The organism is Sphingomonas colocasiae (assembly GCF_019880585.1).
GTDB lineage: Bacteria > Pseudomonadota > Alphaproteobacteria > Sphingomonadales > Sphingomonadaceae > Sphingobium_A > Sphingobium_A colocasiae.
Genome location: NZ_JAINVV010000004.1, coordinates 306254 through 319034, shown reverse-complemented (window position 1 = coordinate 319034; position 12781 = coordinate 306254). Strand labels below are relative to the sequence as shown.

Here is a 12781-nt window from a genome sequence, read left to right as displayed (position 1 = left end):
GGGCATCATTGTCTGACGTGAAGAAGGAGACCGAAATGGCCCGTCTGGGTACGAAGTTCGCACTGGCCGCCAGCCTCGCGCTGATGGCGGCGGCGTGCGCGAAGAAACCGCCGGCGGATGCGGGTCCGCCCCCCGGCCCCGCCGAACCCGCGCAGCCCGGCGACACCAGCGGCGTCACCGACGCGCCCGTCCCCGGATCGCAGGCCGATTTCCTCGCCAAGGTCTCGTCGGACCGCGTGTTCTTCGATCTCGACCAGTTCGATATCGATGCGGAGGATCGCGCCACGCTCGACAGCCAGGCCGCCTGGCTCAAGCAATATCCGCGCGTGCGCGTGACGATCGAGGGCCATGCCGACGAACGCGGCACCCGCGAATATAATCTCGCGCTCGGCGAGCGCCGCGCCAATTCGGCGAAAAACTATCTCGCCACGCTCGGCATCGACGCCAGCCGCATCTCGACGATCAGCTACGGCAAGGAACGCCCCGACGCCCTCGGCTCGGACGAAGCCTCCTGGGCCCGCAACCGCCGCGCGGTGACCGTCACGGTGCAATAAGCGCGAACCGGCAAGACGCCGGTTCCGGGACCAAAAGCCCTCTCCCGCTTCGTGCGGGGGAGGGCTTTTTTCATCGTACAAATTATTGTACGATCTATTAGTTCTCAGATCCCTTCTGATGATCCGGCCAAGGCGCTCGCGATACTAGCGCCCAGACGTTTGGCTTGTTATGCGACGCACGCGCGTCAATCTCGATTAGCAATTCTTTCGTTGTACTCTCATCAGCTCCTGCTGCTGCACATAATACTTCAATGTCGCGCCAGACATATTTTGAACTGCTGAGCATTGACCTGAGTCGAATCCGCCGCTTTTCAGCAAGAGATGACGATCGCTTTGCCTGCAAATAGTGCGTCAGCCAGGTTCCTGCCAATGTAGCTATTGCGCCGATACCTGCACCAATGACGGCTGCCCATCCAGCGTCCAGCGCCATACGGATTCTCCATCAATTTTCGGCCTTCAACCTCGCTCCTGCATAGCTTTCAGAAGACCGGGGGTTGGGATCTCGTGCGTCGGTTTCATAATTTCGAGAGGATTGCCGTCCGTCATTGCGATCTTCCGGGTCAGGTCGATTAAGGGACCATCGAAAGTATGAAAAATCGATACATTCCAAATGATTGCTGATGCGAGATGAACAGCATCAGGCGGCTTGAGGCCAGCGAGCCCTGCCAATTGAAGACTTTGAGCATGCCTACCCACCTGTTTATCAACAGGGATTAAGATGATGTAGGGTTGATCGAAGAAAGCAGCGAGATTTGATGCTGGGCTCGTCGGGTCTGGAGGCCGCTTACATACTTCCGCCAACGTAAAAGCGGATGTAGCTATTTCATATTCGCCCTTTTCGGCGCGCTGCAATGTCTCTCGACACATTTCGTAACGGGGGTCAGTGAAATTCTTGCCCGGACCTGGCATCTCCTTCTGGATGTACGCGATCCAAGCGCATGCATCCCAATAGATCGTGCGAGCCTTAGCCATCGTGGCGAAGTTCTCGCAGAAATTCCTCCGTCGTCAAACCACTACTGAAATTTGGATCAATGATATCATCCAAACCGGGGAGCGGGTCGCGATCCAGAACCTCCATTCCAGTCGCATTAATCACCTCAATAACCCCAAGGCTTTTGTAGTGAATTACACCGTAAACCCGAACCCGAACTCCGTGCCAGACGTCCGACAAGCGAAGCGCTTCAACCTGATGGAAGGCATCACCACTCGCGTACGCCTTTACCTCAGCACCACCTAGGCGAGCACGAAAACGCAGAATAGCTCGGCCATGACCATCCAGTTCGGGCTTGGTGACATAACCTTCGACGCTTCCGAACTCGCGATATGGGGCAGATTCGGCAGCAGTCGCGACTTCTATGGCTCTTTCAACCTTCCTCGCAGCCGGAGCATCGATGACCACCGGGGCTGCTTCTACTGTAACATCAAACGCAAGCAGCGTATCTGTGAGGCCATTGAGAACACGCGCATGCATCTTCCGGGCCTTGCCCAATGTTTCGTTATTGAAGAATGGAGGCTGTGCGTGGCCCGCCCTCAGCGCTCGGAATCCATTCGCAGTCGTTCTTTCAACGCGATCGATTCTGGCAAGAATTGCATCGGCAGGGCCATGTCCGAACGGCGTCAGTTCCAGACTGATCGGGCTGTTCATCCGAGCATCAGTTACGCGCCATTCCAATTCATTCTTACCGTTCGCTTCGGTAGCGCGTTCAACTCCTCGCAGAACATCGACCAAGTCCCGAATTTGGCCAAGCAGGTCATCAACAGAAGGCGCGTCAGCGCGCCCATCTTCTGGCCCCCGTATCGTTATTGTAACGGGCTTGACCATTCAAAGCGCCTCCGTCGCAGATTCTAAACTGCGCGACTCTTGGGGTAAAGTGGTCATTTTCAGCCCCTTTCTTCCCTTCACACCACCTCCAACGATTCCGCTTGCCATTCCCCCGTACTCGATATTAATATGATATCATAATTTTGGAGGACAAGATGACACACGGATCTGCGACCGCGCTCAATGCCAGCGTCGAACGGCGGGCGAGCACGTTCAGCGGTTATCTGATGCTGCTGGTGTTGCTGGCGGTGACGGCGCTGGGCCTTTACGCATTCTCCATGCTGGTGGGCAGCGAGCAGCCGCCGCTGGGGCCGGTGCTGTTCTTCGTCGGCACGGTGCTGGTGTTCTGCTTCGTTTCGATCGGCTTCTACATGATCCAGCCCAATCAGGCGGCGGCGATCCTGCTGTTCGGCGATTATCAGGGCACCGATCGCGCCACCGGCCTGCGCTGGCGCTGGCCCTGGCTGACGCGCACCAAGATTTCGGTGCGCGTGCACAACATCACGTCCGAACGGCTGAAGGTGAACGATCTGCGCGGCAACCCGATCGAGATCGCGTCCAACGTCGTCTGGCGCGTCACCGATACGGCGCAGGCGCTGTTCGACGTCGACGATTACAAGCAGTTCGTCCATATCCAGATCGAAAGCGCGGTGCGCGCGATCGGTTCGCGCTATCCCTATGACGATATCGAGCACAAGGAAGTGACGCTGCGTTCGGATGCCGATCAGGTGAGCGAGGAACTGCGCGTCGAATTGCAGGAGCGCGTGGCCGCGGCGGGCGTGACGGTGGACGAATGCCGGCTGACCCACCTGGCCTATGCGCAGGAGATCGCGCAGGCGATGCTCCGCCGCCAGCAGGCCGAAGCGGTGATCGCCGCCCGATCGCGGCTGGTGGAGGGCGCCGTCTCGATGGTGCAGCTCGCGCTCGATCAGCTTTCGGCCAAGAATGTCGTCGAGCTGGATGACGAGCGCCGCGCGGCGATGGTGTCCAACCTGATGGTGGTGCTGTGCGCCGAACGCGATACGCAGCCGGTGGTCAATACGGGCTCGCTGTACCAGTAAGCCCGGACGATGACGACCACGCCCCCCAAAAAGCCGTTCGCGCTTCGCATAGAGCCCGCGCTCCATGCGGCGCTCGAACGCTCGGCGGCGGCCGACCTGCGCAGCGTGAACGCGCAGATCGAGGTGCTGCTGCGCGAGGCGCTGGCGCGGCGGGGCGTGAAGGTGGCCGCCCCCGAACAGCGCACGCGCGGCCGCCCGCCAAAGGAGAGCGGCGATGCCCAGGATTGATGACCCCTTCCGCCCGCGCAAGGTGCGCCCCGGCTACTGGTTCGCGCGGCGGCGCTGCGGTTTCGGCGGCACCCCCGCCACCTGGCAGGGCTGGCTGGCGATCGCGCTGTTCATGGTGCTGCTGTTCAGCGCGGTGAATTTCCTGCCGGGCAAGACCGCCCAGGGCGCCGCCGCCTTCGCGCTGATCGCGGTGTTCGTGACGATAAGCTGGATCAAGACCGACGGGGGCTGGCGCCTGGGCGGGGACGAGGATTGAACCCCCTCGTCCAGCCCCGCGCAATGATGGCATGATGGAAGGGCCGATGACCGATCCCAATCTCCTGATCGCCCTGTCCGGCGTCTCCGGCATCGCGATCCTCGCCTTTTGCGGCCTGCGCGGCTGGCGCGGCTGGCTGGAACTGAAGCGCGCCGAACTCGAACGGCGGGGGGAAGACGCCCCGAACGCCGGATCGCGCATCGAGATCGCGAACCTGAAGGAACGCATCCGCAAGCTGGAAGCGATCGCCGCGGGGGTGGATCTTTAGCGGCCGCCACGACGGACGGTCCAACATGAAGTGGGGATGGAAACATAGCCCCGGCCCGATCCAACCCGTCACCCCAGCACAGGCTGGGGTCTCCCGACCAGACCGCACCCGATCCTGTGGCAGATCCCAGCCTGCGCTGGGATGACGGTTGGGGTTGGCATCGACCACCACCATCCGCTCGGGCCGGGCCACCCATGGCACCGCCACCAACATCCGTTCGGGCTCCTGTCCTTTCCTTGGCACCGCAACAGAAGGACAGGGCTTCGACAGGTTCAGCCCGAACGGGATGGGAGGGCTGGCGCGCTATCCTTGCGAAACTCAGCCCGAACGGGATGAGCAGGCCCGCGCCCTCCTCACCGCCCCACGAACAGGAACCCCACCGCCGCCATGATACACGCGAACGCCGCGAAATGGCGCCAGTGCAGCGGTTCGCCCAGCACCCACACCATGAAGCCGCCGAAGATGATCAGCGCGATCGCCTCCTGCGCGATCTTGAGCTGGCCCGGCGTCCACCCGCCTGCGAAGCCGATGCGGTTGGCGGGCACCGCGAAGCAATATTCGACGAGCGCGATGCCCCAGCTGATCAGGATGACCAGCAGGATCGGCTTCTCCATCCCGCCCTTCAGATGCCAGTACCAGGCGATCGTCATGAACAGGTTGGAGATGACCAGCAGCGCGATCGTGGGCATGCGCCGTCCTATCTGCTCTTGATGAAGCCCCGGATATCGCGCGTCAGCTTCGCGCGATCCTCGTCGCGGACGTACATCATGTGGCCGGCATCATAATAATGATACTGGATGCGGTCCTTCATGAAGCCCGTGCGGCTCAGCGAATATTCGGCGGCGTAGAAGGGCGTCGCGAAATCGTACCAGCCCTGCCCCACGAAGATGCGCAGCCCGCTGTTCTTGCGCAGGGCGGTGCCGATATAGGGCGCGACATTGACATAGACGTCGTTGTCGCGGCCGCCGCCAAGCCGCCAGTCCCAGGGCTGGACGCTGCCGATCGTCACATAGCGGCGGTCGGTCTGGAAATTGAGCGATTCGCGCACATAGCTGTTGATCGCCGCGGTATAGCCGCCGTCGATGCCGTAGAAGCTGGGATCGTCGTCGGGCGTCTCGCCGGCATTGTCGAAATCCTTGCCGGTATAGCGGCTGTCGAGCCGCCCCACCGTCAGCCCCCGGTCGCGCAGCAATTCCTTGTAGAAACGGCCGGGCTCGACGCGCAGGTCCGCCTGTTCGAGATAGGTTTCGGACAGCCCGGTGAAGCGCGCCAGATCGCGGCGCACGGCGGCGCGTTCCTCGGCGGGCAGCGACACGCCCTTGAGGAGCGCGGTGATATAGGGGCCGGACGCCCAGCGCCGCGCTTCCTCCGCGAACTGCTCGGGCGTGCCCGCGAACTGCGTCTTGCCGTGGAACAGCGCGGTCACCGCCATCGATGGCAGGTTGAGCATGAAGGTCATCTCGTTGCCCGGCGTATCCGCCCCGGCCGCGAAATCGAGCACGGTGGAGATCAGGATCACGCCGTTGAGCGCGACGTCGTTATACTGGCCTTCGAGCTGGTTGAGCACGGCGGCGGAGCGCGTGGTGCCATAGCTTTCGCCGCCCAGGAACTTGGGCGAATTCCAGCGGCCATTCTGGTTCAGCCAGATGCGGATGAACTCGGCCACCGATTGCGCGTCCTTCGTGACGCCCCAGAATTCCTTGGGATCGGTCTTGCCCAGCGCATGGCTGAAGCCGGTGCCGACGGGATCGATGAAGACGATGTCGGTCACGTCGAGCAGGCTGTCCGGATTGTCGACCAGCGGATAGGGCGGCGCGCCGTCGTCACGCGCGTCGGACGGGATGGCGACGCGCTTCGGCCCGAATGCGCCCATGTGCAGCCACACCGATCCCGAACCCGGCCCGCCGTTGAACAGGAAGGTGACGGGGCGCGAGGGATCGCGCGGCTCCTTCACATAGGAATAGGATGTGATGCTGGCGCGCGGGGTGCCGTCCTCCGCCTTCAGATAGGTTTCGCCCGCCGTCGCGACGTAATTCATCTTCACGCCGCCGAATGTGCCGCTGTGCCGCGTCACCGCCACCTGCGGCGCCGGACTGTCGGACGCGTCGGCTTTCGACTTCGGCGGATCGGCCTTGTCCTGCGCCATCGCGGGGCACGCCGCCGCCAATCCCAAAGCGAGACCCAATGTCCAATTCCGCATCATTCATCCCCTGTCTTGGGAAATCGCCCGTCAGCTATTAGATAGCCGATCATGCAGACGACCCATCTTGGCCGGCAGACGCCGCTTCCCGCCTCTCCCGAAGAGGCGATTCTCGACTACGTCCCGAACCCGCGCGCGGGCAAGCTCTATCTGGTCCGCTTCGCCGCGCCCGAATTCACATCGCTGTGCCCGGTCACCGGCCAGCCCGATTTCGCGCATCTGGTGATCGATTACGCGCCGGGCGAAACCATCGTCGAATCCAAGTCGCTGAAGCTGTTCCTGGGCAGCTTCCGCAACCACGCCGCCTTTCACGAGGATTGCACCGTGGGCATCGGCGAACGCCTGTTCGACGAGATGAAACCGCTCTGGCTGCGCATCGGCGGCTATTGGTATCCGCGCGGCGGCATCCCCATCGACGTGTTCTGGCAATCGGGCGAACCGCCAAAGGGCCTGTGGCTGCCCGACCAGGGCGTGCCGGGCTATCGCGGGCGGGGCTAGGGGCCTTTCACTCGCCAACCCACACACCGTTCGGGCTGAGCCTGTCGAAGCCCTGCCCTGCCTTGGCGCCGCAACAGAAGAACAGGGCTTCGACAGGCTCAGCCCGGACGGGATTGGGGACGGAAGCGATCCGCCCCCTTCCGCCGACAAACCGAATCCGCCGCGCTTCGGCACCGCTTCATCTCAACCGCACGATTTTTCTTGCTGCAACGCACAATTCGCGCAACCATCCCATATCGGAGTCGTTAGGCTCGCTTGGGAAATCGACGCACGGACCATTGTTGCAGGAGCGAAAGAACGGGCATGGCCACGATCGACAGCGCGACCGGAAAGAACGGGCTTCCCCGTCATATCGCCCTGATCGGCAATTCGCTTCCGCGCCGCTGCGGGCTCGCCACCTTCACCTCGCACACGCTGCAGGGGCTTGAAGCCAGCTTCCCCGATCTCACCGTCGATCTCTATGCGATGGATGACGGCACCGGCATCGCCTATCCCGAGGGTGTCCGCACCATCGCGCAGGACGATCCGATCGCCTATCGCGACGCCGCGCGCGCCATCGGGCAGAGCGGGGCGGAGGCGATCTGGCTCCAGCACGAATATGGCATTTTCGGCGGCAGCGCCGGCGATCATATCCTGGCGCTGCTCGATCGCGTCGATCTGCCGCTGCTGGTGACGCTGCACACCGTGCTCGAACATCCCGGCGCGGACGAGCGCCGCGTGCTGGAGGCGATCGCGCGCCGCGCGTCCAGGCTGATCGTGATGGCGGAAAAGGGCCGCGCGCTGCTGCGCACCGTCTATGGCGTCTCCGATCGCCAGATCGAGGTGATCCCGCATGGCGTGCCCGATCGCCCCTTCGTCTCGCCAGACGCCGCGAAGCCGCGCTTCGGCTTCGCGGGGCGCGACGTGATCCTGACCTTCGGCCTGCTCGCGCCCGACAAGGGCATCGAATATGTGGTGGAGGCGATGCCCGCGATCGTCGCCGCGCACCCGAACGCGCTCTACGTGATCCTGGGCGCCACCCATCCCAACCTGATCCGCCAGCAGGGCGAGGCCTATCGCGACCAATTGCGCGCGCGCGCCGCCGCACTCGGCATGGCCGATCATGTCCGCTTCATCGACGCCTTTGTCGAGCAGGAGGAATTGCTCGACTATCTGGAGGCGGCGGACATCTACGCCACCCCCTATGTGAAGCGCGACCAGATCACCTCCGGCACGCTGTCCTACGCCGTCGGTCTGGGCAAGCCGGTGGTCTCCACCCCCTATATCCACGCCACCGAGATCCTGGCCGACGATCACGGCCTGCTCGTCGATTTCCGCGACAGCGGCGCGATCGCGGCGGCGGTCACCGGGCTGTTCGACGACAGGGCCGGGCGCGCCGCGCTCGCCGGCCGCGCCTATGCGCGCGGGCGCACGATGCTCTGGAGCCGCGCCTCCGAACGCGCGGTGGCGCTGCTCGCCGCGATGAAGGGGAAACGGCCGGCGCGCATCGCCGGCAAGCCCGCCCGGCCGCTGGCGCCCGATATCGCCGCCGTGGTGCGGATGAGCGACGCCACCGGCATCCTTCAGCACGGCATCTATTCGGTGCCCGATCGCCGCCACGGCTATTGCATCGACGACAATGCCCGCGCGCTGATCCTGATGTCGCGGATCGACGATATCGAGGATGGCGAGCGCGATCGCTGGACCAGCATCTACGCCGCCTTCGTCCAGCATGCCTGGAACCCCGATCGCCAGCGCTTCCGCAACTTCATGAATTTCGATCGCACCTGGTGCGAGGAGGAAGGATCGGAGGACAGCAACGGCCGCGCGCTGTGGGCGCTGGGCGTCACCGCGCGCGACGCGCGCCAGCTCAAATTCCGCCAATGGGCGGCGCCGCTGTTCGATCAGTCCGCCGGCCTCGCCTTCTCGCTCGGCTCGCCGCGCGCCCAGGCCTTCGCGATGCTCGGCGCCGCCGCGATGATCGGCGCGCATCCGGGCCATGCGCTTTCATGCGAGATCCTCGAACGCTTCGGCGATCAGTTGCTCAACCTGCTCGCCGCCTCGCGCCGGCCGGACTGGCCGTGGTTCGAAGCGGTGCTCGCCTATGACAATGCCCGGCTGCCCGAAGCGCTGCTGCGCGCGGGCGCCGCGCTCGGCCGGGCGGACTATGTCGAATGCGGGCTCGCCACGCTCGACTGGATCGTCGCGCAGCAGACCGCGCCGGAAGGGCATTTCCGCGCGGTCGGCACCGAAAGCTTCGGCCGCCCCTTCACCCCGCCCTTGCCGTTCGATCAGCAGCCGCTGGAAGCGCAGGCGACGATCGACGCGTGCGCGGCGGCGCTCGCGGTGTCCGCCGATCCGCGCTGGATCGACGCGGCGCACCGCGCCTATCGCTGGTTCCTGGGCGCCAATGATCTGGACATGCCGCTCGCCAGCCAGGGCGATGGCGGCTGTTATGACGGGCTGATGCCCACCGGGCTCAACCGCAATCAGGGCGCCGAATCGATCCTGGCGCTCCAGCTCGCCTCCGCGACGATTTCGGGGCTATCCATCGGCGCGGAACGCGTGGCAGACAAGCGCGACGCCGCCTGAATTATCGGGGGCGAGGTTCCCACCTCGGGGGAGGCAGATGCTCGACGTCTACAATCACGATCTGCGGCTTTATGCCGATCCCTCGCGCGTGGTGGTGCGGCCCTTCCACCTCGCCTGGCAATCGAACGGCCCCGCGCCCAGCCGCGCGCAGAAGCTGATCCAGCACGTCGTCGACATGGACATGACGACGGCGCGCGCGCAGCTCGAAGCGGTGCTGCGAGATTTCGAGGCGCGCCACTGGCAGACGCGGCGCGTGTTCATGACGCGCTATGAACAGCTTGAAGAACTGCTGGACCTGAAGCTGGGCGATATCGGCGACGAGAAGCGCCAGCTTGTCGGCGCCTATTTCTGCCATGAATACAGCTATGCCGCCGCCGCGCTGATGAACCCCAGCGTGGTGCCGCATTTCGACCAGACCGGCATGCCCGCGGGATCGCAGCGCATCCTGATGTCGCTGCGCGCGGTGGGCGAAGGCCATATCTCCTCGGTCGCCTTTCGCGAGGGGATCATCACCGACAAGGGCGAGCTGCGCCTGGCGCCCGAACCGCCCTTCGCCACCGCCACCGATTCGCCCGATACCGACGGCGTGTACGAGGACGGGCAGGTCACGGTGTTCCGCCATCAGGACAGCACGCTTTCCGGCACGGTGATCTTCCCGATCACCCCCGCGCAGAAGAACGGGCTGGAGGATCTGCGCCTCGTCCATTTCACGCATGACGATGGCTCGGTCGAATGGCTGGGCACCTACACCGCCTATTCGGGGCGGGAGATCCAGTCTGAAATGCTGCGCACGCGCGATTTCCGGTCGTTCGACCTGTGCCCGATCGCGGGATCGGCGGCGCGCAACAAGGGCATGGCGCTGTTCCCGCGCAAGGTGGGCGGCCAATATATGATGATCGGCCGGCAGGACGGGCAGAACCTGTTCCTGATCAAGTCCGACGATCTGCTCCACTGGGACGAGGGCGATCTGCTGCTGGAGCCGCGCTATCCCTGGGAACTGATCCAGATCGGCAATTGCGGCGCGCCGATCGAGCTGGACGAAGGCTGGCTGCTGCTCACCCATGGCGTGGGCGCGATGCGCAAATATTCGATCGGCGCGGTGCTGCTCGACAAGGACGATCCATCGAAGGTGCTGGCGCGCTCGCCCGAACCGATCCTCTCCGCCGCCGACGAGGACCGCGAAGGCTATGTGCCCAATGTCGTCTACACCTGCGGCGCGATGCGGCACGGCGATCTGATCTTCATGCCCTATGGCGTGGCGGACAGCTCGGTCGCCTTCGCCTTCGTGCCGATCGCGAAGCTGCTGGAGCTGATGGAATAAAAGCATCGCGCGGAAAAGTGGGAACCGGTTTTCCGCACAAGCGATGCGGCAGACAGACAGGAATAAATCCAGGTCTGGCGGGGGTAGAGCATTGTGACTCGCCCCTGCTTACACTAATGTAAGCCCATGGCAGCGCTTCCTCACGACCACGCGATCCGGATCGTCCCCGGCGACATCGACTTCATGGGTCATGTCAACAACGCGCATTACCTCACCTGGGTGCAGGAAGCGGTGACCGCGCACTGGCGCAAGCTCGCGCCGGCGGAGGCGGTGGCCCGCCATCTCTGGGTCGCGCTCAAGCACGAGATCACCTATCGCAAGCCCGCCTTTCTCGACGATCAGGTGGTCGCCACCGTCATCCTCGAAAAGGTCCATGGCGCGCGCGCCTTCTACGAAACGCTGATCAAGCGCGGCGAGGAGGTGCTGGCCGAGGTCCGTTCGAGCTGGTGCTGCGTCGATGCCGAAACCCTGCGCCCCGCCCGCATCGCGAACGACATCGCAGAGCATTTCTTCGGCAAGCCGGACTGATCGTCCCCTTGCGCGCACGTGAGAGGCCGGGTGCGGTATCCACTGCTTCTCTGTCCCACGCGTCACCCCAGCCCTTCGACTGCCCGCCAGGGCGGGCGCTCAGGACGGGCCTCGCCTCTGGCGAGGGCTGGGGTCTGCCAACCAGATCGCGCCAAATCCTGTGGGAGATGCCAGCCTGCGCTGGCATGACGTCTGGGATTTCCACAGCCACCCACACCGTTCGGGCTGAGCCTGTCGGGACGAAGTCGGCCGTAGGCCAACCCCTGCCCTGCCTTGACACCGCAACAGAAAAACAGGGCTTCGACAGGCTCAGCCCGAACGGGTGTTGGCCGTGACGATGCAAGTCGGGCTCGCTCAGGCCACCCCCTATTTCAGCGGCAGGAACAGCTCCACCACCACGTCATGCACGGGCGCGTTGGGGAAGAAGGTGAAGTGCCGCCGGCAATAGATCGGAAAGTCGCGCGCCTCCTCGCCGCTGGCGGGCAGCCAGTCGCGATAGAGGTAGAGCGCGGCGGGCTCCAGATTATGCGTGTTGTGGACGACGCGCAGCACCGCGCAGCGCCCGCCAGGGATCTCGCCGGGCGTCATGCCCTGGTCGTTGGGTTCCACCGGCTGGTCGGTCCCCACGCACAGGTCCATCGCGTAATCGTCCGGATTCTCGGGAATGCGTTCGGACCGGAAGATGTTGAAGGTCGGGCTGGTGTCGGGCGAAAGCCCCGCCGCCTTGCGCCAGGCGATGAAGCGCTGGATGGTGTCGGGCAGGGTTTCGCGGTCGCCGCGATGTTCCAGCACCGCCACCTTCGTCGGCGCCATGTCCCGGATCGTCACATCGTCCGGGGTGTAGATGATCTGCATCAGCTTGCTCCTGGCATTGTCGAGTGGCCCGAAGGCCGCAAGCCACGGCACCCAATCGGGTGATTTCCGGAACGACGATGGCGATTGCCCCAGCCTGCGGCGAAAGGCGCGGGCAAAGGCGTCGGGCGCGTCATAACCCGAATCCATCGCGATATCGGTGACGCTGCCGGCGTCGTCCGAAGCCAGCCGGTTCGAAGCGCGCTTCATGCGGGCAAGCTGGATATAGCGATGGACGGACAGTTCGAAGGTCGCCGCGAACTGCCGGTGGAAATGGAATTTCGAAAGCGCCGCGACCCCGCTCACCGTCTCCAGGTCCAGATCCTCGTCGAGATGCCGATCGATATAATCCAGCACCCGCCGCATCCGGACATGGTAGTTCTCAAGCGCGTCCGCCTTCATCGTCTTCCTCCGTGGCGGCCCCAGCTAGCCGCTCGGGTGCGTTGCGCGCTCGACCGATCTTGCGGTTTGGGGTGCGATCCATGGACGGAAATCCCGTCAGACAGGCCCGTGCCAAACCGTCACCCCAGCGAAAGCTGGGGTCTGCCAACCAGATCGCGCCTGATCCGGCGGAAGATGCCAGCCTGCGCTGGCATGACGTACTGGATCAACAGGACAAGCA

General features: G+C 64.1%; 15 protein-coding genes. 9 read left to right on the top strand and 6 right to left on the bottom strand.

Annotation, left to right across the window (positions count from 1 at the left end; all coding sequences use genetic code 11):
* The first annotated feature begins 35 nt into the window (after positions 1 to 35).
* On the top strand, positions 36 to 554 hold the full coding sequence (gene pal / locus K7G82_RS07950; protein ID WP_222989318.1) for a peptidoglycan-associated lipoprotein Pal: 519 nt from the start codon (positions 36 to 38) through the stop codon (positions 552 to 554).
* Positions 555 to 651: 97 nt separating this feature from the next.
* Here the strand turns inward: pal and K7G82_RS07945 are convergent, their stop codons facing one another.
* Genes K7G82_RS07945 through K7G82_RS07935 form a run of 3 tightly spaced genes read right to left on the bottom strand, consistent with a single transcriptional unit; the run spans position 652 to position 2376 of the window.
* Positions 652 to 984, bottom strand: coding sequence for a hypothetical protein (locus K7G82_RS07945; protein ID WP_222989317.1), 333 nt, complete (start codon positions 982 to 984; stop codon positions 652 to 654).
* Positions 985 to 1010: 26 nt separating this feature from the next.
* Positions 1011 to 1526, bottom strand: a complete 516-nt coding sequence (locus K7G82_RS07940; RefSeq protein ID WP_222989316.1) for a type II toxin-antitoxin system VapC family toxin — start codon at positions 1524 to 1526, stop codon at positions 1011 to 1013.
* Positions 1519 to 2376, bottom strand: a complete 858-nt coding sequence (locus tag K7G82_RS07935) for a hypothetical protein (RefSeq protein ID WP_222989315.1) — start codon at positions 2374 to 2376, stop codon at positions 1519 to 1521. The genes K7G82_RS07940 and K7G82_RS07935 overlap by 8 nt, the downstream gene beginning before the upstream one ends.
* A 155-nt stretch (positions 2377 to 2531) precedes the next feature.
* Here K7G82_RS07935 and K7G82_RS07930 point away from each other — a divergent pair, with 155 nt between their 5' ends.
* From K7G82_RS07930 to K7G82_RS07915, 4 genes are read left to right on the top strand one after another with little or no spacing between them, the layout of a single operon-like run.
* Entirely contained in the window at positions 2532 to 3437 is a 906-nt protein-coding gene (locus tag K7G82_RS07930) for an SPFH domain-containing protein (protein ID WP_222989314.1), read from the top strand.
* Positions 3438 to 3446: 9 nt separating this feature from the next.
* A complete protein-coding gene (locus tag K7G82_RS07925) occupies positions 3447 to 3665 on the top strand; it encodes a type II toxin-antitoxin system antitoxin (protein ID WP_222989313.1) in 219 nt (72 codons plus the stop codon).
* Positions 3652 to 3921, top strand: coding sequence for a hypothetical protein (locus tag K7G82_RS07920; RefSeq protein ID WP_222989312.1), 270 nt, complete (start codon positions 3652 to 3654; stop codon positions 3919 to 3921). The genes K7G82_RS07925 and K7G82_RS07920 overlap by 14 nt, the downstream gene beginning before the upstream one ends.
* A gap of 46 nt (positions 3922 to 3967) precedes the next feature.
* Positions 3968 to 4189 carry a hypothetical protein gene (locus tag K7G82_RS07915; RefSeq protein ID WP_222989311.1) on the top strand — a complete coding sequence of 74 codons (222 nt, stop codon included), beginning with the start codon at positions 3968 to 3970 and terminating at the stop codon, positions 4187 to 4189.
* Positions 4190 to 4542: 353 nt separating this feature from the next.
* Here the strand turns inward: K7G82_RS07915 and K7G82_RS07910 are convergent, their stop codons facing one another.
* Both K7G82_RS07910 and K7G82_RS07905 read right to left on the bottom strand, forming a co-directional pair.
* Positions 4543 to 4878 carry a DMT family protein gene (locus tag K7G82_RS07910; RefSeq protein WP_222989310.1) on the bottom strand — a complete coding sequence of 112 codons (336 nt, stop codon included), beginning with the start codon at positions 4876 to 4878 and terminating at the stop codon, positions 4543 to 4545.
* An 8-nt stretch (positions 4879 to 4886) separates the two neighbouring features.
* Entirely contained in the window at positions 4887 to 6389 is a 1503-nt protein-coding gene (locus K7G82_RS07905; RefSeq protein ID WP_222990218.1) for a S10 family peptidase, read from the bottom strand.
* A 51-nt stretch (positions 6390 to 6440) separates the two neighbouring features.
* Here K7G82_RS07905 and queF point away from each other — a divergent pair, with 51 nt between their 5' ends.
* From queF to K7G82_RS07885, 4 genes are all read left to right on the top strand, one after another.
* Positions 6441 to 6887, top strand: a complete 447-nt coding sequence (gene queF / locus K7G82_RS07900; protein WP_222989309.1) for a preQ(1) synthase — start codon at positions 6441 to 6443, stop codon at positions 6885 to 6887.
* Between the two features lie 303 nt (positions 6888 to 7190).
* Positions 7191 to 9458, top strand: a complete 2268-nt coding sequence (locus K7G82_RS07895; protein ID WP_222989308.1) for a glycosyltransferase family 4 protein — start codon at positions 7191 to 7193, stop codon at positions 9456 to 9458.
* Positions 9459 to 9495: 37 nt separating this feature from the next.
* A complete protein-coding gene (locus K7G82_RS07890) occupies positions 9496 to 10779 on the top strand; it encodes a glycoside hydrolase family 130 protein (RefSeq protein WP_222989307.1) in 1284 nt (427 codons plus the stop codon).
* A 126-nt stretch (positions 10780 to 10905) separates the two neighbouring features.
* A complete protein-coding gene (locus K7G82_RS07885; protein WP_222989306.1) occupies positions 10906 to 11307 on the top strand; it encodes an acyl-CoA thioesterase in 402 nt (133 codons plus the stop codon).
* Positions 11308 to 11673: 366 nt separating this feature from the next.
* Here the strand turns inward: K7G82_RS07885 and K7G82_RS07880 are convergent, their stop codons facing one another.
* Positions 11674 to 12561 carry an AraC family transcriptional regulator gene (locus K7G82_RS07880; protein WP_222989305.1) on the bottom strand — a complete coding sequence of 296 codons (888 nt, stop codon included), beginning with the start codon at positions 12559 to 12561 and terminating at the stop codon, positions 11674 to 11676.
* Positions 12562 to 12781 lie beyond the last annotated feature (220 nt).